Genomic DNA, 21,799 nt, shown 5'->3' with positions numbered 1-21,799 from the left:
ATTCTGGTGGACCGGATAACGTAATTTCATGCCGATATCTCGCCGCGCCTTCCTGGGGCTCGCCGCGCTGGCGACCGGGTGCTCGGCCGCCGACGGCAGGCGGGCCGAGTTGCGGCTGGCGACAGGTGTGACGGGCGGGATCTACGAGCAACTCGGCGACGGGCTCGCGCGGGAGCTGCGGCAGGACGGGCTCACGGTGCGGGTGATGAAGACCGCGGCCAGTGTGCAGAACCTGACGATGATGACCGACGGGCGGGCCGACGTGGCGTTCGCGCTGGCCGACAGCGCCGACGACGCCGTCAGGGTGCGCCACCAGCCGGTCTCCGCGCTGGCCAGGGTGTACATGAACTACGTCCACCTGGTGGTGCGGCGGGGCTCCGGCATCGCGGCGGTCAAGGACCTGGCGGGTCGGGCGGTCTCCATCGGGCTGGAGGGCTCGGGCACCGCGGTGACCGCCACCCGCGTGCTGGCCGTGGCCGACCTGGCCGAGCCCGCCGAGGTCAGCAGGCTGGGCCTGGACGAGTCGGTCCAGGCGTTGCGCGACGGCGGGATCGAGGCGTTCTTCTGGTCGGGCGGGGTGCCCACGCCGGTCCTGGCCGCGCTGAAGGACATCGAGCTCGTGCCGCTGGAGCCGCTGGTGACGGTCCTGCGCCGCCGGTTCGGCCCGCTCTACGAGCACGGGCTGGTGCCCGCCGGCGTGTACGGCGTCGGCCGGCCGGTGCCGACCATCGGCACCCCCAGCTACCTGATGTGCCGGGCCACGCTCCCGGACGATCTGGCGTACTCGATCACCGAGACCCTCTTCGGCGCCCGCGACCGCCTCCAGGCCCCGTCGGCGCCCGGCGGGCGGCTCGACATGCGCTACGCCATCGGCACCGGCGTCGTCCCGCTCCACCCGGGCGCCGCCCGCTACTACCGCTACGCCTACGGCTGAGCCCTCAGGCGCAGCTCCACGACCAGACCCTGCGGTACGGCGGGCAGCAGCGCCAGCGTGGCCCCGCACGCCCTGGCCAGCTCGGCGGCGATGGCCAGGCCCAGGCCGCTGCCCACCACGTTCGCGTGGGCCCCGGACCGCCAGAACCGTCCCAGCGCCTCCGCCCGCTCCTCCTCGCCGAGCCCGGGCCCGTCGTCCGCGATCCGCAGCACCCCGTCCTCCAGGGTGACCGTGACGGTGCCGCCTTCGGGCACGAACTTCTGGGCGTTGTCGAGCGCGATGTCCGCGACCCTGGCCGCCGCCTCGGGAACCACCGCCATTTCCGAAATTTCGGTTATGAGGTGGATGCCCTTGGCCGCGTACACCTCCCGCCACGTCCCCAGCCGGGGCGCCAGCGGGATCTCCTTGCCCTCGACGCCAGCGCCCGCCTCCACCTTCGCCAGCGCCAGCAGGTCCTCCACCAGCAGCGCCAGCCGGTCCAGCTCCGCCATCGCCTCCTCGAACTCGGCCGTGCCCTCACCCCGCAGATGCGGCTCCAGGTTCTCCAGCCGCAACCCCAGCACCGTGAGCGGGGTGCGCAGCTCGTGGGAGGCGTCCGCCACGAACGCCCGCTGCCGCTCCATCGCGTTGGAGACCGCGTCCGCCATGGCGTTGAAGCGCTCCTCCAGCCGCCGCAGCTCGGAGGGCCCGGCGCCGGGATGCGCCCGCGCGTCGAGCCTGCCCTGCGCGATGGCCTGCGTGGTCCGGTCGAGCTCGGTGACGGGCCGCAGGATCCAGCGGGCCAGCCGCCTGGCCACCAGCGCCGAGCAGCCCAGCGCCACCAGCGCGCCGACCAGCAGCGCGCCCCACACCAGCGACACGTCCTGCCTGGCCCGGTCGGTGGGGGCCTCCAGCAGCACCACGCCGGACAGCTGCGCGTCCCGGCCCGCGGGCTCGGCCAGCAGCACCGTGGCCGGTCCGAACGGGCTGATCGTGGGCAGCTCCTCCGTCGTGCGGCCGGACAGCGCCAGGCGGGTGGCCTCCCGGTCGTCGGCGTCGAAGCGGCCCGCGGTGGCCAGGACGGAGCCGTCGCGGTCGCGTACGCGTACCGCCGCCCCGTAGAGCTCGGCGTAGCGGTCGATCTCGGCGATCAGCCCCGAGCGGTCGTCCTCCCTGGCCGCCTGGTCGGCCAGCTCCGCGAAGCGGGTGGCGTCGGCGCGGCGGTCGAGGAGCAGGCGGTTCGTGCGGTGGGAGGCGTAGGCGAGGCCCAGCGGCACGGCCAGCGCCGCGATCAGGAAGACGATCAGCGTGGTGAACGTGACCACCAGGCGGGAGTTCACGCCGTCGAGCCCAGCCGGTAGCCGGTGCCGCGCAGCGTCTCCACCAGCCCCGGACGGCCGGTCTTGGAACGCAGGTTGGCCACGTGCACGTCGAGCGAGCGGGACGCCGACAGCAGCGGATCACCCCAGACCTCGTCGAGGATCTCCTCCCGGCCGCGCACCACGCCCGGCTCGCGCGCCAGCATCGCCAGCACGTCGAACTCCCGCCGCGTCAGCGTCACCGGCTCGCCGGCCACCGTGACCTGCCTGGAATCCAGGTCGATGCGGACGTCCCCGACGCTCACCACGTCGTCGCGGGCCGGCATCGGCCTGGTGCCGCGCCGCACCACCGCCTCCATGCGGGCCATCAGCTCCACCGTGCGGAACGGCTTGACCAGGTAGTCGTCGGCCCCGGACCGCAGCCCGCGCAGCACCTCGCGCTCCTCCGTGCGGGCCGTGACCACGATGAGCGGCACCGCCGACACCCGGCGCAGGCGGCGCAGCACGTCGAGGCCGTCCATGTCGGGCAGGCCCAGGTCGAGCAGGACGAAGTCGACGCCCCCCGCCAGGCGGAGGGCGTCGACGGCCAGCCCGGCACGGGTGACCTGATGGCCGTGCCGGGCGAGGGCCGTGGTGAGCGCGGACGCGAGCCGATCGTCGTCCTCGACCAGGAGAACTCGCATACGGTCAGGTTAGACGCGGGCCGCGACCACATCCTCCGAAGCCTGCTCGGCGCGGGAGAGGGCGGCGTCCCTGGTCTCGCGCATGGTGAGGTAGACCACGAGCGACACGGCGGCGCAGGCGGAGACGTACCAGAAGTAGCCGGACTCGATCTTGTTGTTCTTGAACCACAGCGCCACGTACTCGGCGGTGCCGCCGAACAGGGCGTTCGCGATGGCGTAGGGGAGGGCGACGCCGAGCGCGCGCACGTTCGTCGGGAACAGCTCGGCCTTCACCACCGCGTTGATCGAGGTGTAGCCGGTGACGATGATCAGGCCGATCAGCGAGAGCGTGAGCCCGCCGGCGAACCCCGTGACCCCGCCGAGCGCCGTCATCAGCGGCACCGTGCCCAGCATCGACCCGATCCCGAACGTGATCAGCAGCGGCCGCCGCCCGATCCGGTCCGACAGCCCACCGGCCAGCGGCTGCAGGCACATGAAGATGAACAGCGCGCAGAAGCTCACCAGCGTGGCCGTCTCCTTGGGCAGGCCGGCGGTGATGGCGAGGTATTTGGTGAGGTACGTGGTGTAGGTGTAGTAAGCGACCGTGCCGCCCATGGTCAGGGCGATGACCAGCAGCGCCTCCTTCTTGTGGGCGAGCAGCTGCTTGATCGTGCCGCGGCCCTGGTGCTCGACCTCGCGCTCCTCCTCGTCGTACGCCTCCGTCTCCAGGAGGTTGCGGCGCAGGTAGAACACGACCGCGGCGCCCAGGGCGCCGATCACGAACGGGATGCGCCAGCCGTAGGAGTTGAGGGCCTCCGTGGACATCGTGTTCTGCAGGATGATCTGCAGGCCGAGGCCGACGAGCTGGCCGGCGGTCATGGAGACGTACTGGAAGCTCGAGGCGAAGCCGCGCCGGCCGCGCGGGGTGGCCTCGGTGAGGTACGTGGCGCTGGCCGCGTACTCGCCGCCGACCGACAGCCCCTGCAGCAGGCGGGCCACCACCAGCACGACGGCGCCGAAGTAGCCGACCGTCTCGTACGTCGGGGCGATGGCGATCAGCAGGGCGCTGGCCGACATGAGGGTGACGGTGAGCGTGAGAGCCGCCTTGCGGCCCTTCCTGTCGGCGTAGCGGCCGAGCAGCCAGCCGCCGAGCGGGCGCATGAAGAAGCCGACGGCGAAGATGGCCGCGGTGTTGAGCAGCTTCGCCGTGTTGTCGCCCTCAGGGAAGAAGGACGCGGCGAAATAGACGGCGAAGCTGGTGTAGACGAACCAGTCGTACCACTCGACCAGATTGCCGACGGAGCCGCCGATCACTGCCTTCCACGGCACGCGTGCCTTGCTCACGGGTAACCTCCTGGGGGGAGTAGGTGCAGGTCAGAGCCTCTCCGCAGAAGGATGTTCGGACAAGGGCAGGTGGCCGAGATCTAACGTCCGCTTAACATGGGCGCAACCTCGGGCCTGCCCCGGCCCGTCACAATGGCGGGTTGGCCTTCTCGGCCCTCTCCAGCGCCAGATCCGGCCACCACTCGCCGGCCTCCGGGGACACGACGCCGCGCTCGGGGTCCTTCTCCCCGCCCTCCCCGCGCCTGCACCGGCCGCTGGACGAGCCCGCCCGCGCGATCCACAGGTAGGCGTCCACCAGCTCCTCACCCGTGTCGGTCGTGGGCCGGTCGCCGGCGCCCCGGCCCGGCGGGTTGCACCACGTCTGCGGGTCGGGGTACTTCTTCGGCGGCGGGGACCACGAGCCCTGGCCGTTCCTGGCGGTGTCGACCACGAAGTGGGGCATCGTCGCCGGGTCCACCTTCCCGTCCGACGGGCAGTCCTTGGCGCCCGTGGCCCGCTGGACGCTGACGCAGGCCGACAGCGCCTTGCCGTACGCGACGGTCCTCTCCGTGGGGTGGAAGGCCCCCGTGTTGAGGAAGAAGCCGTCCGCCCGGTCGATGCCGGCCTTGATCAGCCGGTCGGCCATGAGCGCGGTGCCCGGGTAGAGATCCTGGCTGCCGTCGAGGTAGACGGCCGTGTTCGGGTTGGCCTTGAGGGTCTGGACGGCCTGGCGGAGGGCGTCGTAGCGCTGCTCCACCGAGCCCCGCGGGTCGCATTCCTCGACTCCGGGGATCTTGACCGTGGCGCCCGGTTCGAGGATCACCACCGCCTTGGCCTGGCCTATCGTGCTCGCTATGCCCTTGATCCACTCCTGGTACGAGGCCAGTTCCGCGGCGGTCGTCGAGCGGCACTCGCTGCCCGGCAAGGAGTTGATCAGGAACACCGGGACGCCGCCTTCCTGCCGGGCCGCGGTGACGGTGGCTTCGACCTCCGGCCTGGCCTCGGGCTGGTTGAGGCGGATGGCATGGGGGACCGCGGCCAGCCTGCTCATGAGCTCGGCGTCCTCGGGGCGGTCCTTCTTCCACTGCTCGGCCTGGCGGGTGGCGGCCGGCTCCGGTGGAGAGTAGAACGTGATCTTGCCTGGGGCTGTGAGCGGGTTCTGGGGCTTGGCCTGGTTGTTGGAGCGGGCGGCTTGGGTGGTGGTCGTCTGGGCGGGGGTGCGGGCGCTCGACGAGGTGCCCAGGGTGCGCCAGGCGACCGCCACGGACGCGCCTCCCACGGCCACGGCGACGGCCGCCGCCGCGGCGAGCACCCTCCTCCGGTTCCCCGCCACCCCGGGGCTGGGAGTCAAGGGGCTGTCGGGCGGCGCCGTCGTCACCTCGGCGTGCTCCGGGTGACCGGTCGCGTTCGTGCCCGTGCCGGTGCTGCCAGTGGATGCCGGAGTACCGCTTGTGTCCGTTTCCGCGCTGGGGGGTGGAGCGCCGCCGGGGTCCGCCACGCTGAGGTGGTCCATCAGGTCCTGGGCCGTGGGGCGTTCGCGCGGGTTCTTCGTCAGCGAGGCGAGCACCAGGTCGCGCAGCGGGCCCGAGAGGCCGTGCAGCTCCGGGGCTTCGTTGACGATGCGCAGGAGGATCGTGGGGACCGAGCCCGAGCCGAACGGCGGCCTGCCGCTCGCCGCGTAGGCGACCGTGCAGCCCCACGAGAAGATGTCCGAGGCCGGGCCGATGGTGGCGCCCGACACCTGCTCGGGCGACATGTACGACGGCGTCCCCACGATCGCGCTGCTCATCTCCGCGTCCATGAGCTGCGCGATGCCGAAGTCGATGACCTTGGGCCCCACCTGGGAGAGCAGCACGTTCGACGGCTTGAGATCGCGGTGCACGACCCCCGCCCCGTGGATGGCGCGCAGGGCCATGGCCATCGCGGCGGCCAGGCCGTCCAGCGCCGAGCCCTTCAGCGGCCCCGACTCGTGGACGGCGTCCCCCAGGCTGGGCCCCTCGACGTACTCGGTGACCAGGTACGCCACGTCCCCCTCGACGTCGGCGTCCAGGACGGGAGCGGTGCAGAAGCGGGCGACCCGCTTGGCGGCGGCCACCTCGCGGGCGAAGCGCCGCCTGAAGTCCGCTTGCGCGTCCATCCTGGCGTGGATGAGCTTGACCGCCACCCGCGTGCCGTCCGGCGCCTGGCCCAGGTAGACGACGCCCATGCCGCCCTCGCCCAGCCGAACCAGGAGCGTGTACGGCCCCACCTGGCGCGGATCCCCGTCCCTCAACGCCTCCAAGGTCATAAAGGGTCAGGTTAGCCTCCCGCCTCCGAACGGCCTACAGCTCCAGCCGCCATTCGTTCCATTCGTCGAGGAGCTCGAAGCCCATGGCCTCGTTGATGGCCAGCATGTGGGCGTTGGAGGTGGCGTTCCAGGTGATGATCCGCTCCAGGTGGGGCTCGTGCTCGCGGAGCCAGAACAGGTTGGCGAGCTTGAGCAGCAGCCCGAGGCGGTGGCCCCGGTGCCCGGCCAGCACGGTCGTGTCCGCCTGGTGTCCCCAGCCGTCCGAGCGGTCGGCGGTGAGGTAGACACGCGTGTATCCGGCGGGGGCTCCGTCGGAGTCGCGGCGGGCGATCATCGAATAGCTGGTGAAGCCGCGCTCCTTGATGCCCTCCTCGCGGTCGCGGAGACGCTCGGAGCTGAAGTCGAAGTCCTCGATGCCGGCGTCGCGCGGGGCGTCGTTCATGCCGTTCATCAGGGTCGAGAGATCGGGGATCAGGCCGGGGTCGGCCGGGCCGGTCCAGCGTTCGAGACGGTAGCCCTCGACGGTGGGGATCATGCGTTCCAGGGTGTCCCAGCCGGCCTTGCGGAGATCCAGCACGCGGCGGGCCTCGGCGACCGCGACCGTCATGCCGTGGGCGAGCGCGAAGCGGGCGCCCACGCCGGTGGTCGGCGTCTCCGTGAGGAGCAGGCTTCTGCCGTGGTGGCGCAATCTCTCCAGCGCATGCTCGAACAGCGCCGAGCCCAGCCCCCGGCCGCGCCGCTCGGGGCGCACGACGAGGGGGAAGATCCAGCCCATGTGCGTGTTGTCGAGCTGGGAGAGCGACAGGGCGTAGCCGCCGACGACCTCGCCGCCCTCGACGACGGCCCACAGCTCGGCCCGGTCGCCCGGCGAGTGCCTGGCGATGTCGTGGCGGAAGTGGGCGAGCGACATCAGAGGGCCAGGGTCGTCGGAGTAGGCCGCCGTGTACGCCTCATGCAGGCCCGTGACCAGGTCGCCCGGCCGGTCGAGATCGATGGGCTGGATCCACATGTGCCCAGCAAATCGCACGGACGACGGCCGGGGCGAGCGAATTTATTGGCTGTAGTTCTCGACCTCGTTGGCGGGGCGGGCGGCGGCGTTGTCGGGGTCTTCGCCCGCGCTCCGCCTGGCCCGGCGCTGCCTGAGCAGGTCCCAGCACTGGTCGAGCGCACTCTCCAGCTGCTTGATGCGCTCGTGCTCCTCGTCCGTGGTCACCTCGCCCGTGGACAGCCGGTTGCGCAGCTCGTGCTCCTCGTCGACCAGGGCACCGATCTTGGTGAGAATTTCGTCGTCCCGCATGCCTGAACTCTAGTCACCGGTCCGGGCCGGCCTCCCGCCCCGGGGCCCGTTTCCCGCCGCACTCCGGCTGAGGGCGACTCGCCCGCCTTCTCAGGATCTGAGATCCGGGGCAGTGCATCGCGAGACGTCTGGTAACGTGCATGGCATGCTGCGTGGGCTGCTTCTTAGCTGCCGCGGCGGGGGCCACTGAGGCCGGCTCCCTCGCCGCGGAGCCAGTCATGCGCGTCGGCCGATTTCTTTCGACCGATGAGGAGCCAGCAGACATGACCACTCAGCAGCCCAGTCCCATGCCGACCCATCGCTATCAGGCGTTCGAACCCATCCGCCTGACCGACCGCACCTGGCCCGACAAGGTCATCACCAAGGCGCCCCGCTGGTGCGCGGTGGACCTGCGGGACGGCAACCAGGCCCTGATCGACCCGATGGACTCCCATCGCAAGCTGCAGATGTTCGAGCTGCTGGTACGCATGGGCTACAAGGAGATCGAGGTCGGCTTCCCGGCCGCCTCGCAGACCGACTTCGACTTCATCCGCCAGATCATCGAAGAGGGCCGCGTCCCCGACGACGTGGTCATCCAGGTGCTGACCCAGGCCAGGCCGGAGCTGATCGAGCGCACCTTCGAGTCCATCGAGGGCGCCAAGCAGGCCATCGTCCACCTGTACAACTCGACCTCCACCCTCCAGCGCCGCGTCGTGTTCGGCCTGGACAAGGACGGCATCACCGCCATCGCCGTCGAGGGCGCCAAGCTGGTCAAGAAGCTCGCCGACGCGAGCGACGTCGACGTCTACTTCCAGTATTCTCCCGAGTCGTTCACCGGCACCGAGCTCGAATACGCCGTCGAGGTGTGCGACGCGGTCAACGACGTGTGGCAGCCCACCCCCGAGCGCAAGGTCATCATCAACCTGCCGGCCACGGTCGAGATGGCCACCCCCAACATCTACGCCGACCAGATCGAGTGGATGCACCGCAACCTCAAGCACCGCGACTCGATCGTCCTGTCGCTGCACCCGCACAACGACCGCGGCAGCGCCGTGGCCGCCGCCGAGCTGGGCTACATGGCGGGCGCCGACCGCATCGAGGGCTGCCTGTTCGGCAACGGCGAGCGCACCGGCAACGTCTGCCTGGTCACCCTGGGCATGAACCTGTTCTCCCAGGGCGTCGACCCCGAGATCGACTTCAGTGACATCGACGAGATCCGCCGCGTCACCGAATACTGCAACCAGCTGCCCGTGCACCCGCGCCACCCGTGGGGCGGCGAGCTGGTCTACACCGCCTTCTCCGGCTCCCACCAGGACGCCATCAAGAAGGGCTTCGAGCACCTCGAGCGCGACGCGGCCGCGGCGGGCGTGCCGGTCGACGCGTTCACCTGGGCGGTGCCGTACCTGCCGATCGACCCGAAGGACATCGGCCGCACCTACGAGGCCGTCATCCGCGTCAACAGCCAGTCGGGCAAGGGCGGCGTCGCGTTCATCATGAAGGCCGACCACCAGCTCGACCTGCCACGCCGGCTGCAGATCGAGTTCTCGAAGGTGGTGCAGGCCCGCACCGACAGCGAGGGCGGCGAGATCAGCCCCACCGCGATGTACGAGATCTTCCGCGACGAATACCTGCCCAACCCGGCCAACCGCTGGGGCCGCCTCAGCCTGATGGCCCACCGCCACGAGTCCACGGTGGACGACAAGGACCGCATCGGCGCCGACGTCCGGGTCGACGGGGAGATCCGCGAGATCGCGGGCGCGGGCAACGGCCCGATCTCGGCCTTCATCGACGCCCTGGCGGGGGTCGGCATCCAGGTGCGCGTGCTCGACTACGTGGAGCACGCGATGAGCGCCGGCTCCGACGCCAAGGCCGCCTCCTACCTGGAGTGCGAGGTCGACGGCCAGGTGCTGTGGGGCGTCGGCGTCGACGCCAACACCACGACGGCCTCGCTCAAGGCCATCATCTCCGCGGTCAACCGCGCCTCGCGCTGACCGCACCGCATCCCATCCACTCGGTACGCCGTCCAAGGGGCCGTCCGTCACTTGGGCGGCGGGCCGAGCAGTGAGACCAGCAGCCCGGTGAACTCCGTCACCGACCAGGGCAGCCGGCGGCCCAGGGCGGTCTGCACCTGGGCCTCCCGCTGGCGGAACACCGGGTGGTCCAGCCGCACGTAGGCGACCCCTTCGCCCGAGCCCTCCCGGTGCAGGTCGCCGAGATCTCCGACGAGCGCGATGCCACCCCCGCAGCGGACGAACTCGTGCAGCGGGCCGAGCCCGTCACAGACCAGCACCGGGCGGACCGTCAGTCCCTCGATCTGCGTGCCGATGTCGAAGAGCTCGCGCTGGCTGGTCCCGGTGGAGGCGAGGGCCAGCGGGTGCTCGCACAGCTCCGCCAGCCCGACCTGATCGCGTCCGGCGAGCTCGTGCCCGAGCGGGACGATCGCGACCACCGGGATCACGACGGCGCACTCCACCCGCACATCGTGCTGCGGCCCCATCGCGTAGGTGACGGCGACGTCGGCGATCCCCTCGATCACCCGGCGGGTGGCCTCCTGCCGGGGGACGACGTCGAGCTGGAACGTCACGTCGGGGTGGTCGCGACGGAAGGCCGCCATCGCCCGCGGGACGATCCGCCGTCCGAACCCCTCCGAACACGCCACCGTGACGTTGCGGACATCGCCTCCGCGCCCGGTCCGCAACTCGTTCACCAGGGCGGACGCCTCGGCCTCGCTGCGGCGGACGTGGGCGAGGAGCCGGGATCCGGCCTCGGTCAGCGCCATCCCGCGCGGATGCCGGACGAACAGGGGCACCCCGCACCCGGACTCCAGCTTGGCGATCTGCCTGCTGATCGCCGAGGGCGCGACGGTCAGCGTACGGGCCGCCTCGGTCACCGACCCCGTCCGGGCCACCTCGAGGAAGTACGAGAGGCCCACCGGCAGGAGTTGCATCGGGATCTCCTGGTAAATGCTTCGGACACACGGGTTTGCCAATAGTAGAACGCTCGTTGCGGCAATCGGCAATGGTCCAAGCCCGTGAACCGTCCTACGCTGCTGACCAGCACAGCGCCCGCGACCCCCCCGGAGGAACCTCTCGTGATCCCAGCAGACCTCATCGAACAGGCGGAGGAGTACGTCGATTCCGGCGCGTTCTTCACCGACCTCGCCGCGATGGTCTCCTACCCGACCGAGAGCACCAAGCCGGGAGCCCGCGTTGCCGTCAAGGCATACCTGGACGAGGTTCTGGCGCCCGCGCTGACCGGCCTGGGGTGCTCCGTGACCGAGCACCCCAACCCCGACCCCGCTGGGGGCCCGTTCCTGGTCGGCACCCGGATCGAGTCCTCCTCGCTGCCGACGCTCCTCTGCTACGGCCACGCCGACGTGGTGGACGGCCACGCGGGCCGGTGGAGCGACGGCCGGGACCCGTGGACGCTGACCGCCGACGGCGACCGCTGGTACGGCCGCGGCTCGGCCGACAACAAGGGTCAGCACCTGATCAACCTCGCCGCGCTGCGCCTGCTGCTCGTCCGGCAGGGGAGGCTCGGGTTCAACCTGATCTTCCTGTTCGAGTCCGGCGAGGAGATCGGCTCGCCGGGACTGGCCGAGTTCGCCGCGGCGCACCGCGAGGAGCTGCGGGCGGACGTCCTGATCGCCTCGGACGGGCCGCGCCTGGACGCGGCGACGCCCACGCTGTTCCTCGGGTCGCGCGGCGGCGTCGACATCGCGCTCGACGTCGATCTGCGCCCCAACACCTACCACTCCGGCAACTGGGGCGGCGTCCTGCGCAACCCCGCCACCACCCTGGCCGGCGCGATCGCGAGCTGCGTCGACGGGCACGGGCGCATCCGGGTGCCCGCCCTGCTGCCGCCGGAGCTCCCGGACGCGGTCCGCGAGGTGCTGGCCGGCGTCACTGTCGCGAACAGCCCCGGCGACCCGGCCCCGGACGAGGGCTGGGGCGACACCGGCCTGACCGCCGCCGAGCGGCTGTACGGCTGGAACACCCTGGAGGTCCTGGCGATGGGGTCGGCCGACATCGACAACCCCGTCAACGCGATCCCCGGCCGGGCCCGCGCGATCCTGCAGCTGCGGTACGTGGCCGGGACCGACGTGAGCGGCGTGGAGCAGGCCGTCGCCGAGCACCTCGCCGCCCACGGCTACCCGATGGTCGGCGTCAGCGTCCTGGGCCACTTCCCGGCCAGCCGTACGGCGCTCGACGACCCGTGGGTGCGGTGGGCCAGGGGATCGCTGGAGCAGGTGACCGGCGGGCCCGTCGCCCTGCTGCCGAACATCGGCGGCTCCCTGCCCAACTTCGTCTTCACCGACGTCCTCGGCCTGCCGACCCTGTGGCTGCCGCACTCGTACCCGGGCTGCCTCCAGCACGCGCCCGACGAGCACCTGCTCGCCGGGATCGCCCGCGAGGGCGTCGTGCTGGCCGCCGCGCTGTTCCACGCTCTCGGCAACCCTTCGGCCGACCACCCGCTCCCCGCCCCCCGCCCGGTCTGACGGACGTCAGCCCCCCACCGGAAGGACCTTCGATGGCCGTCGCCTCCACAGATTCGACCCAGCCCGCGACGCGCGGCTCCGCCGGCCGCGCGATCGCGGCGGCGACCATCGGCAACGCGCTCGAGTGGTTCGACCTCGCCGTGTACGCGCTGATGGCGGCCTACATCGGACAGGCGTTCTTCCCCGCCGACGCGCCCGGCGTGCAGCTGGTGCAGGCATATGCGGTGTTCGGCGTGACGTACCTGATCCGTCCGCTCGGAGGGCTGGTCATCGGCGCGTACGCCGACCGGCACGGGCGCAAGAAGGCCCTGGTGCTGACGATCTGGCTGATGGCCCTCGGCACCCTGCTGATCGTGGTCATGCCCGGCTACGCCACGCTCGGGCTCCTCGCGCCGCTGGGGATCGTGGTCGCGCGGCTGATCCAGGGATTCGCGGCCGGCGGCGAGTTCGGCGCGGCCACCTCGTTCCTGGTCGAGCAGGACGACAGCCGCAAGGGTTTCCTCGGCAGCTTCCAGTTCGCCAGCCAGGGGCTCGCGACCCTGATGTCCTCCGGGTTCGCCGCGGGCCTGACCGCCGTGCTGTCCAAGGAGCAGATGGCGGCCTGGGGCTGGCGGGTGCCGTTCGTGTTCGGGCTGCTGGTCCTTCCGGTCGGCCTCTACATCCGCCGGTACGTCCTGGAGTCGCCGGCGATCACCCCGGAGGCGACGGGCGAGCGTCCCTCGCCGATCCGGGCGGTCTTCCGCGACCACTGGGGCGGCCTGCTGATCGCCGGTGGCGCGCTGGTCATCTCGACCGCGCTCAACTTCATCCTGCAGTACATGCCGACCTTCGGGATCGAGGAGCTGGGCCTGAACGATTCGCTGTCGTTCGTCGCGCTGCTCATCACCGGGGTCACCCTGACCGTCGCGACGCCTTTCGTCGGCCTGCTGGCCGACCGGTTCGGCCGGCTGAAGATCATGATCCCGGCCGCGGTGCTGATCGGCGGGAGCGTCGTCCCGCTGTTCCTCTGGCTCACCGCGTCGCCGTCGTTCCTGACCCTGACGCTCTGCATGACGATCCTCGGCCTGCTGAAGGCCGCCTACTTCGGCGCGCTGCCGTCGGTCATGGCCGACGCGTTCCCGGTGGAGTCGCGCGCGACCGGCCTGTCGTTCAGCTACAACGCGGCGGTCGCGGCCTTCGGCGGGTTCACCCCCGCCATCGCCGCGGCGCTGGTCTCGGGGACCGGCTCGCAGGTGTCGCCGGCGTTCTACCTGCTGGCCGTCTCGTTCCTGAGCATCGCCGCCCTGGCCTGTGCGCTCCGGACCCGCGGCATCCGCTGAGGTCCGATTAGTGAACGTTGCGTTTCTTCGAGTTGAATCGTATGCTCCTTAGAGAACGAGTCGTTCTCTAAGGAGAGACGTCATGGGCGTCGTGCTGTCCGGATTGATGCTGGCGATGCTGCTGGGCGCGCTCGATCAGACGATCATGGCGCCCGCGCTGCCGGCCGTGGCGGGCAGCCTGGGCGGGCTGGACCAGATGCCCGCCGTCGTCAGCGCCTACCTCGCCGCCGCCACCGTGGTCATGCCCGTCTACGGCAAGCTCGGCGACCGGTACGGCCGCAAGCCCACCATGCAGGTCGCCATCGTCGTGTTCGTGACCGGGGCCGTGCTGTGTTCGGTGGCCACGTCGATGCCGCAGTTCATCGCCTTCCGCGCCGTGCAGGGGCTGGGCGGCGGCGGGCTGATGATCGGGGCGCAGGCGATCATCGGCGAGGTGGTGAGCCCGCGCGAGCGGGGCCGCTACCTCGGGCTCATCGGGGCCATGTACGTGGTGGCCGCCGTGGGCGGGCCGCTGATCGGGGGGTTCTTCGTCGACCGGCTGAGCTGGCGGTGGATCTTCGCGATCTACCCGCCGCTCGGGGTGCTGGCGCTGGTCGTGCTGAGCGCCACCCTGCGGCTGCCGAGGCCGAGCGGGCAGGCGGGCCGGGCGCCGCTCGACGTCGCCGGGGCCGTCACGCTGGCCGTCGCCGTGGTCGGGGTGGTCCTGCTGGGGCAGACCGGGAACCCCGTCTATCTCGCCGTGGCGATCGCCGGGGCGCTGGCGTGGCTGGTCAGCGCCCGGTTCGCCAGGGACCCGATCCTGCCGCTGCGGCTGTTCCGCGACCGGGCGTTCGCGGTGCCGGTGTCGATCAGCCTGCTCATCGGGTTCGCGTTGTTCGGGACGATCACGTACATGCCGGCCTACCTGCAGATCGCGCTGCGCTCCAGCGCGACGGGGGCGGGGCTGCTGGTGACGGCGCTGATGGCGGGCGTGCTCGCCACGACCGTCGTGTCCGGGCGGCTGATCACGCGGACCGGGAAGTATCGGCCGTACCCGATCGCGGGCACGGCCGTGGCCGCCGCCGGGCTCGGGCTGATCGGCCTGGCGGGCCGCGACCCGCTCGCGCTGGCCGGCGCGATGCTGGTGACCGGGCTGGGGGTCGGGCTCGTCATGCAGACCATGGTGCTGGCCGCCCAGAACGCCGTGGAGTACGCCGACCTGGGCACCGCCACCTCGTCGGTGACCTTCCTGCGCCAGGTCGGCGCGTCCGCCGGGGTCGCGCTGGTGGGCGCGCTGATCACGCTGAGGTCCGGGATCTCCGCCACGAACCCGTCCGACGTCCCCGACAGCATGCGGGACGCCTTCGCCGCGGCCGTGCCGCCGGTTTTCGCGGCCATGGCGCCGCTGCTGGCCGTGGCGTTCTTCCTCGCGCTGGCGCTGCCGGCGCGTCCGCTCCGCACCACCGCCTACGCCGAGGAGAGATCGTGAAACTCGTCGCACCGCTGGCCGCCTTCGGCCGGGACGACCTGGCCATGGCCGGGGGCAAGGGCGCCAACCTGGGCGAGCTCGTCAGGAACGGCTTCCCCGTCCCGGGCGGCTTCGTCGTCACCACCCACGCCTACGACGTGATCGCCCAGGGGCACGGCACGCGGGCGTACTTCGAGCAGGTCGAGCTGCCCGACGAGCTGAGGGAGGCCGTCGCCGGCGCGTACGGCGCCCTTGGCGGCGGGCCCGTGGCCGTGCGCTCCAGCGCCACCGCCGAGGACCTGCCGGGGGCCGCGTTCGCCGGCCAGCAGGACACGTACCTGAACGTCGTGGGCGAGCAGGCCGTGCTCGACGCCGTACGCCGCTGCTGGGGCTCGCTCTGGACCGACCGCGCCGTCGCCTACCGCGCCCGGCTCGGCATCGACGACTCCGAGGTGCGGATCGCGGTCGTGGTGCAGAGCATGGTCGAGGCGGACCTGGCGGGCGTCATGTTCACCGCGAACCCGGTCACCGGCGACCGCGCCCAGCTCGTCGTCGACGCCGGCAGCGGGCTCGGCGAGGCCGTGGTGTCCGGCCTGGTCACGCCCGACCACTACGTGATCTCCGACGCCGGCACGAGCTTCACGCCGGGGCGTCACGAGGTCGTCATCAGGGGCGCGGCGGGCGGGGGAGTCACGCGCGAGACGGGCTCGGCCGCTCAGGAGCGGCTGCCCGACGCGGCGCTCGGGGAGCTGGCCAGGCTGGGGAAGGAGGTCGCCGCGCACTTCGGGCGGCCCCAGGACATCGAGTGGGCGTACGCGGGCGGTCGCGTCCACCTGCTGCAGGCCCGGCCCATGACCGCGCTGCCGCCGCCCCCGGTCGGGAGGCTCAACCCGGCCCAGCGCCGCATCGCCACCATTCTGATGGAGTACCTCCCGGAACGGCCCTATCCGATCGACATGACGACCTGGATCCCGTACGGCCCCGTCGGGCTGATGGCCAGGGTGGTGGCCGGCTTCGGCATAGCCGGCGTGTTCGAGGGGTTCCTGCGGGAGGAGGACGGCGTCGTCTACCAGCTCGTTCCGCGGAGCCCGCGCCCCACCCGGAAGCTGCCGGCCGTCCCGTTCAGCCTGCTGGCCAGGGCCAGGAGGTTCGACCCCGCCCGCTGGACCGAGGACCCGCGCGTGCGCGCCTACCTCGCGGCGGTCAGGGAGCTGGCCGCCCGCGACCTGGCGGAGCTGCCGTGGGCGGAGCTCGTCCGCGTGCCCCGGCAGGCCCTGGACCTGGTGGACCCGGTGGCCGGCCTGCGCGCGGACTACCTGCCCGGCACCGGGCTGGCGCTGCTGCGGCTGCTGGTGGCGGTCAAGCTGCTCGGGCGCGGCCGGCTCTTCGGCGACCTGCTGCACGGGGCGCGTACCCGCACCACCGACGCCAACCAGGCGCTGGAACGGCTGGCCGAGCTGGCCAGGCGGACGGGCGCGCTCGACGGGGGCCCGAGGCCGGCCGAGTTCGAGGAGGGGCTGCGGGCGTTCCTGGCCGAGTACGGCCACCGCGAGACCTCGAGCCCGATCCTCGTCACCACGCCCACCTGGTCCGACGCCCCCGAGACCGTCCTCGACCTGATCAAGGTGCTGGCCGCCGCGCCGCCCGCGCGCAAGGACGGCGACGACGCTCTCGGCCGCCTGCTCCGCCACCCGTGGCTGACAGCCGGCGGCCGCGCCCGGATGCGGCGGCGGGTGGAGGCCGCCCGCGCGGGCGTCGCGTTTCGCGAGGACAGCCATTTCTTCTTCATGATGCCGCAGCCCATCCTGCGCAGATCACTCATGGAGATCGGCCGCCGCCTGCGCGGGCAGGGCGTGCTCGACCGGCCGGAGGACGTCTTCCACCTGCGGCTGCCGGAGCTGGAGGCCATCCGCGACGTGACCGCCATGGCCGGCGCCGACCGGGAACGGCTGCGCGAGGCGGTCCGGGCACGGGCGGCCAAGCGGGAGGAGCTGTCGGGCGTGCGGCTGATCGACCCCGCGGCCGTCTTCCCGGTCCGCGAGACGGGGGACGCGCTGGTCACCGGCTCCCCGGCCAGCGGCGGCGTGACGACCGGGCCGGTGAAGGTGATCAGGGAGCCGGCCGAGTTCGCCAGGCTGGAGAGCGGCGACGTGCTCGTCTGCCCGTACACGAACCCGTCGTGGACGCCCCTGTTCCAGCTGGCGTCGGCCGTGGTCGTGGACGCCGGCGGCGCGGCCTCGCACGCCGCCATCGTCGCCAGGGAGTACGGGATCCCGGCCGTCATGGGCACCGGCAGGGCCACCTCCGTGCTGGTGGACGGCCAGCCGGTGACCGTGAACGGCGACACCGGCCGCGTTACCCGAGCTCTCTAAGATGCCATGGTGACCGACCACCGCAAGCTGCCGCGACGCCGGGGCGAGGCGCTGAACGCCGCGATCTTCCAGGCGACGCTCGACGAGCTGGCCGAGGCCGGCTACGCCGGGCTGACCATGGAGCGCGTCGCCGAGCGGGCCAAGGCCAGCAAGGCGTCGCTCTACCGGCGCTGGCCCACCCGCATCGAGCTGGTGATGGACGCGGTCTACAACTCGCTGCCCACCCCCGGGACCGCGCCCGACACCGGCAACCTGCGCGACGACCTGGTGGCCATGCTCAGGATGACGTCGAAGGCGCTGGCGGGCCCAGCGGGCGAGGCCATGCGCGGGCTGCTCGGCGAGGCGCTGAGCAGCGGGTCCCCGCTGCGCGCCCTGCGCAAGGACTCCCAGAGCACCTCCAGGAGGCTGATGACGGAGGTCGTCGGCCGGGCGGTCGAGCGCGGCGAGGTCGCCCCCGAGGCCGTCACCCCCCGCCGCCTCGACGCCGGTCACGCGCTGCTGCGCCACCACTTCCTCTTCGAGGGCTCGCCCGTCCCCGACGAGCTCGTCGTCGCGATCGTGGACGAGGTGCTGGTGCCGCTGTTCAAGCCGAGCTGAGCGGCGCCGCTCACTCGGCGGCGAGCCCGATCGCCGAAGCCGCCAGCCGCATCGAGTGCTCGAACGCCGCGCGCCTGTTCTCGATCGTGTTGTTGAACTGGCCGAACACCTCGAAGTTGACCCACCCGTACAGCGTGGTCCACGCGGACAGGGCGCGCCAGAGCACGTCGTCGGGCACGCCGGGCATGAGCCCGCGGATCGCCTCCGCCTCCGGCGCCAGCTCGCGCGGGGCCTCGCCGGGAAGGGCCTGGACCGCGCCCGCGGCCCAGGCGTCGGAGACGATCCGGCCCAGCACGGTGACGTCGCGGATCCGGGCCGGGACCGTGTCCTGCGGAGCCTGGTAGCCGGGCACGGGGGAGCCGTAGAGCAGCGCGTACTCGTGCGGGTGCGCCAGCGCCCAGTCGCGTACGGCGTGGCAGGCCGTCATCCACCGGCGCAGGTAGTCGTCCTGCCGGCACTCGGCGTCGGCGCGCTCCACGCTCTCGCCGAGCGCGTTGTAGCCGTCGATGATCAACGCGGTCAGCAGGTCGTCGCGGCTCGGGAAATAGCGGTAGATGGCCGAGGAGACCATGCCCATCTCGCGGGCGACCGCCCGCAGCGACAGGCCGCCGGCGCCGTCGGTGGCGAGCTGGCGACGCGCGATGTCGGTGATCTCCCTGGTGAGCTCGGCCCTGACGCGTTCTCTGGCGGTGCGGCTGGCTGTCATGGATGCAGGCTATCAGAGCGGTGCCAAAAAACGAGAGCACCGCTCTTGACGATCCCTGCTCTTTTGAGAGAGCATTGCTCTCGTAAGCGAATGACAGTTCACGGAGGACCGAAATGCTCGGCACAGTCAAAGGCGCCAACGCCGTCCTGATGTTCTTCCTGGAGCTCGGCGTGCTGGCCTCCGTGGGATACTGGGGCTTCACCTTGAGCGCCGCCTGGTGGATCAAGCTGCTGGCCGGGGTGGGTGCGCCGGCGCTGTTCATCGCCGCGTGGGCATTGTTCGGGGCGGGCGGGGGCGCCAACGCCACGTTCCCCCTCACCGGTCTGGCCCGCGCCGCGCTGGAGATCCTCTGGTTCGGCGGCGGCGCCGTCGCGCTCTACGCCTCCGGCCTGGTGACCCCCGCCGTCGTCTTCTTCGCTGTGTTCGTCGTCAACGCGGTTCTCCGCATCATCTGGAAGCAGGTCTGATCATGGGTAAGCACGTCGTCGTGGGCTCCGGCCAGGTCGGCACGCATGTGGCGAACAAGCTGCTCGCTCAGGGACACGAGGTCGCCGTCGTGACCCGCTCGGGCAGCGGTCCCGAGGGGGCCGTCAAGGTGGCCGCCGACATCTCCGACAAGGCCGGGCTGATCGAGGCGACCAAGGGGGCCGACGTCCTCTACAACTGCGTCAACCCCAAGTACCACCGCTGGCTCACCGACTGGCCGCCGATGGCCGAGTCGTTCCTGGCCGCCGCCGAGGCGAGCGGCGCCGTGTACGTGATGCTCGGCAACCTCTACCCGTACGGGCCCGTGAACGGCCCCATGACCGAGGACCTGCCGCTCGCCTCCGACAACCCCAAGTTCCGGGTGCGGGCGAAGATGTGGCGGGACGCGCTGGCCGCGCACGAGGCGGGCCGGATCAGGACGACCGAGGTGCGCGGCTCCGACTTCTTCGGCCCGGGCGCCAGCGACCAGTCCTACCTGGGCGGCCGGTTCCTCATGCCGCTCAGGGAGGGCAAGACCATCCAGCTGGTCTACCCCCCGGACATGCCGCACAGCTGGACCTACCTGCCCGACGTGGCGGACGCGCTGATCGTGGCCGGCGGCGACGAGCGGGCCTGGGGCCGGCCGTGGCACGTGCCCACCGGCGAGCCGCTGAGCTTCCGCCAGATGGGGGAGCGGATGGCCGCGCTGCTCGGGCGGCCCGCGCCCAAGTTCGCGCAGCTCCCGTGGCCGCTGGTCAGGGTGGCCGGCCTGTTCTCGCCCATGATCGGGGAGCTCGGCCACGTCAGGTACCAGTTCACGCAGCCGTTCGTGCTCGACTCCTCGGCCTTCCAGACCACGTTCGGTGTCGCGCCTACGCCGATCGAAGTGAGCCTCAAGGCTACGCTCGAGGCGTGAAGATAGCCGTGATCGGCCTGGGTGACATCGCGGAGAAGGCCTACCTCCCCGTGCTCGCCGCCCAGCCCTCCCTCGACCTGCACCTCTGCACGCGCAACCAGGCCCGCCTGGATCGGCTCGGCGACACCTACCGGATCGCCGGGCGGTCCACGAGCGTGGACGAGGTGATCAAGGCGGGGGCCGACGCGGCGTTCGTGCACGCGGCCACCGAGGCGCACCCGCAGATCGTGGAGCCCCTGCTCAAGGCCGGGATCCACGTCTATGTCGACAAGCCGATCGCCTACACGCTCCAGGACTCCGAGCGGCTCGTACGGCTCGCGGAGAGCGAGGGGAGGTCGCTGATGGTCGGCTTCAACCGCCGGTACGCGCCCGGATACGCCGGGCTCGCCGCCCATCCCCGGCACCTCGTCCTCATGGAGAAGAACCGCGACAACCAGCCCGACGAGCCGCGCCGGGTGATCTTCGACGACTTCATCCACGTGGTGGACACCCTCAGGTTCCTCGCCCCCGGCCCGGTGACCGGCACCAGGAGCAGGACCCGCGTCAAGGACGGCCTCCTCGAGCACGTCGTCCTGGAGCTGACGGGCGACGGCTTCACCGCCATCGGCGTCATGAACCGGACGAGCGGGGCGAGCGAGGAGACCTGCGAGGCCATGGGCGACGGCGCCAAGCGCCGCGTGGCCAACCTCGGCGACGTCGTCGACTACCGGGGCGGCGAGACGCTCGCCCGTCGCCCCGACTGGGTGCCGGTGGCCAGGCAGCGCGGCATCGAGCAGATCTGCCTCGACTTCCTCGCCGCCGTGCGCGAGGGCCGCCGGATCGCCGCCGACGACGCCCTGGCCACCCACGCGCTCTGCGAGGAGATCGTCAGCCGGGCAGCTTGAGCATCTCCTTGTCGGCCTTGGCCAGCATCCGCCCGAACACGGACTCGCCCAGCCTGGTCAGCACGGTGTACCCCTGGGTGTCGCTCATCGGGCTGGAGGACGACACGACGCCGGCCAGCGCGTCGCCGTACAGGGCGGGACCGCCGCTCCCGCCGGCGGCGGCGTGGCAGTTGCGCGTGATCATCAGCCCGGGCCCCTCGGAGAGGCCCTCGCTCGCGTCGCCCACGCACCGGTACATCTTCGTGCCCGGATAGCCCTTGCCCGCCGGATAGCCGAGCAGTTCGAGCCCGCGCAGCTTCGTGCCCCTGGTGGTGGGCATCGGCCGCACGCCCTTGCCGGTGACGGCCTCCAGCGGGCGCTCGCGGCGCGCCACACCGACCAGGCCGACGTCGTACGGCAGCAGACTCGCCGAGTACGGCTCGGTGCGCCACCTGTCGGGCACCCACACGCGCACGGCCTGCCAGACCCCCAGCTTCGGCTGCCCCTGGTCGTAGCCGGGTAGGAAGGTCACCTGCTGGAGCGAGTGGCCGTTCTGGTAGAGGCAGTGCGCGGCGGTGACCACCAGGCTGCGGCTGCGCGAGCCGATCACCGTGCCCCCGCACAGCACGTTCGTCCGCGTCACGGGGTCGCGGCCGAGCAGGACCCCCGTGAGGCGCCGCGCCCCCGTGTAGGGGCGCGGGACCGGCGCATAGCCCAGGCGGTCGCCGTCGGGGGTCAGGACGCGGGGTACGGGGACGTTACGTTGCGGCACCTCGGCGACGGCGGTGGGGTCGAGCAGGACCAGAGACAGCACCAACCTGAGCACACTCCCACCT

Annotated in this window: 19 protein-coding genes; 10 read left to right on the top strand and 9 right to left on the bottom strand. The window is 71.9% G+C overall.

The genetic code is table 11. The features are described 5' to 3' along the window. Positions 1 to 28 precede the first annotated feature (28 nt). The gene (locus tag AB0J87_RS21040; protein ID WP_363967435.1) at positions 29 to 934 is read left to right on the top strand and encodes a TAXI family TRAP transporter solute-binding subunit; all 906 of its coding nucleotides are present in this window, start codon (positions 29 to 31) and stop codon (positions 932 to 934) included. Here the strand turns inward: AB0J87_RS21040 and AB0J87_RS21035 are convergent. From AB0J87_RS21035 to AB0J87_RS21010, 6 genes are all read right to left on the bottom strand, one after another. Beyond that, complete coding sequence (locus AB0J87_RS21035; protein ID WP_363967433.1) at positions 925 to 2,253, bottom strand: HAMP domain-containing sensor histidine kinase; 1,329 nt, start codon at positions 2,251 to 2,253, stop codon at positions 925 to 927. The two genes, AB0J87_RS21040 and AB0J87_RS21035, sit on opposite strands and share 10 nt — an antisense overlap. After that, complete coding sequence (locus tag AB0J87_RS21030; RefSeq protein WP_363967431.1) at positions 2,250 to 2,915, bottom strand: response regulator transcription factor; 666 nt, start codon at positions 2,913 to 2,915, stop codon at positions 2,250 to 2,252. The genes AB0J87_RS21035 and AB0J87_RS21030 overlap by 4 nt, the downstream gene beginning before the upstream one ends. Before the next feature lie 9 nt (positions 2,916 to 2,924). Continuing rightward, on the bottom strand, positions 2,925 to 4,238 hold the full coding sequence (locus AB0J87_RS21025) for an MFS transporter (RefSeq protein WP_363967429.1): 1,314 nt from the start codon (positions 4,236 to 4,238) through the stop codon (positions 2,925 to 2,927). 127 nt (positions 4,239 to 4,365) lie between these two features. Further along, positions 4,366 to 6,504: a glycoside hydrolase family 6 protein gene (locus AB0J87_RS21020; RefSeq protein WP_363967427.1), complete on the bottom strand. Its 2,139-nt coding sequence runs from the start codon at positions 6,502 to 6,504 to the stop codon at positions 4,366 to 4,368. A 34-nt stretch (positions 6,505 to 6,538) separates the two neighbouring features. After that, positions 6,539 to 7,513 (bottom strand): GNAT family N-acetyltransferase, encoded by a 975-nt coding sequence (locus tag AB0J87_RS21015; RefSeq protein WP_363967425.1) that lies wholly within the window; start codon positions 7,511 to 7,513, stop codon positions 6,539 to 6,541. A gap of 42 nt (positions 7,514 to 7,555) precedes the next feature. Continuing rightward, a complete protein-coding gene (locus AB0J87_RS21010) occupies positions 7,556 to 7,801 on the bottom strand; it encodes a DUF2630 family protein (RefSeq protein WP_363967423.1) in 246 nt (81 codons plus the stop codon). Positions 7,802 to 8,064: 263 nt separating this feature from the next. Between AB0J87_RS21010 and leuA the strand changes: the two genes are divergently transcribed. Continuing rightward, a complete protein-coding gene (gene leuA, locus AB0J87_RS21005; RefSeq protein WP_363967422.1) occupies positions 8,065 to 9,771 on the top strand; it encodes a 2-isopropylmalate synthase in 1,707 nt (568 codons plus the stop codon). 47 nt (positions 9,772 to 9,818) lie between these two features. On the opposite strand, the gene AB0J87_RS21000 is transcribed toward leuA, so the two are convergent. Next, positions 9,819 to 10,727, bottom strand: coding sequence for a LysR family transcriptional regulator (locus AB0J87_RS21000; RefSeq protein ID WP_363967420.1), 909 nt, complete (start codon positions 10,725 to 10,727; stop codon positions 9,819 to 9,821). Between the two features lie 144 nt (positions 10,728 to 10,871). Here AB0J87_RS21000 and AB0J87_RS20995 point away from each other — a divergent pair, with 144 nt between their 5' ends. From AB0J87_RS20995 to AB0J87_RS20975, 5 genes are all read left to right on the top strand, one after another. Further along, complete coding sequence (locus AB0J87_RS20995; RefSeq protein WP_363967418.1) at positions 10,872 to 12,278, top strand: M20 family metallopeptidase; 1,407 nt, start codon at positions 10,872 to 10,874, stop codon at positions 12,276 to 12,278. Positions 12,279 to 12,310: 32 nt separating this feature from the next. Beyond that, positions 12,311 to 13,597: an MFS transporter gene (locus AB0J87_RS20990; RefSeq protein WP_363967416.1), complete on the top strand. Its 1,287-nt coding sequence runs from the start codon at positions 12,311 to 12,313 to the stop codon at positions 13,595 to 13,597. An 82-nt stretch (positions 13,598 to 13,679) separates the two neighbouring features. Further along, a complete protein-coding gene (locus AB0J87_RS20985; protein ID WP_363967414.1) occupies positions 13,680 to 15,065 on the top strand; it encodes an MFS transporter in 1,386 nt (461 codons plus the stop codon). Further along, positions 15,062 to 17,416 (top strand): PEP/pyruvate-binding domain-containing protein, encoded by a 2,355-nt coding sequence (locus tag AB0J87_RS20980; protein ID WP_363967413.1) that lies wholly within the window; start codon positions 15,062 to 15,064, stop codon positions 17,414 to 17,416. Before AB0J87_RS20985 ends, AB0J87_RS20980 begins: the two co-directional genes overlap by 4 nt. Positions 17,417 to 17,422: 6 nt before the next feature. Then, entirely contained in the window at positions 17,423 to 18,013 is a 591-nt protein-coding gene (locus AB0J87_RS20975; protein ID WP_363967411.1) for a TetR/AcrR family transcriptional regulator, read from the top strand. A 10-nt stretch (positions 18,014 to 18,023) separates the two neighbouring features. Here the strand turns inward: AB0J87_RS20975 and AB0J87_RS20970 are convergent, their stop codons facing one another. Further along, complete coding sequence (locus AB0J87_RS20970) at positions 18,024 to 18,719, bottom strand: TetR/AcrR family transcriptional regulator (protein ID WP_363967409.1); 696 nt, start codon at positions 18,717 to 18,719, stop codon at positions 18,024 to 18,026. A gap of 113 nt (positions 18,720 to 18,832) precedes the next feature. On the opposite strand from AB0J87_RS20970, the gene AB0J87_RS20965 reads away from it, so the two are divergent. From AB0J87_RS20965 to AB0J87_RS20955, 3 genes are read left to right on the top strand one after another with little or no spacing between them, the layout of a single operon-like run. Continuing rightward, the gene (locus AB0J87_RS20965) at positions 18,833 to 19,186 is read left to right on the top strand and encodes a YrdB family protein (protein WP_363967407.1); all 354 of its coding nucleotides are present in this window, start codon (positions 18,833 to 18,835) and stop codon (positions 19,184 to 19,186) included. Positions 19,187 to 19,188: 2 nt separating this feature from the next. Next, the gene (locus tag AB0J87_RS20960) at positions 19,189 to 20,100 is read left to right on the top strand and encodes an NAD-dependent epimerase/dehydratase family protein (protein ID WP_363967405.1); all 912 of its coding nucleotides are present in this window, start codon (positions 19,189 to 19,191) and stop codon (positions 20,098 to 20,100) included. Continuing rightward, entirely contained in the window at positions 20,097 to 20,984 is an 888-nt protein-coding gene (locus tag AB0J87_RS20955; RefSeq protein WP_363967403.1) for a Gfo/Idh/MocA family oxidoreductase, read from the top strand. Before AB0J87_RS20960 ends, AB0J87_RS20955 begins: the two co-directional genes overlap by 4 nt. Here AB0J87_RS20955 and AB0J87_RS20950 read toward each other — a convergent pair. Further along, on the bottom strand, positions 20,968 to 21,789 hold the full coding sequence (locus AB0J87_RS20950; RefSeq protein ID WP_363967401.1) for a trypsin-like serine protease: 822 nt from the start codon (positions 21,787 to 21,789) through the stop codon (positions 20,968 to 20,970). The genes AB0J87_RS20955 and AB0J87_RS20950 overlap by 17 nt on opposite strands. Positions 21,790 to 21,799 lie beyond the last annotated feature (10 nt).

Source organism: Nonomuraea sp. NPDC049625 (genome assembly GCF_040675285.1).
Lineage (GTDB): Bacteria > Actinomycetota > Actinomycetes > Streptosporangiales > Streptosporangiaceae > Nonomuraea > Nonomuraea angiospora_A.
This window is presented reverse-complemented; position numbering and strand designations above follow the sequence as displayed.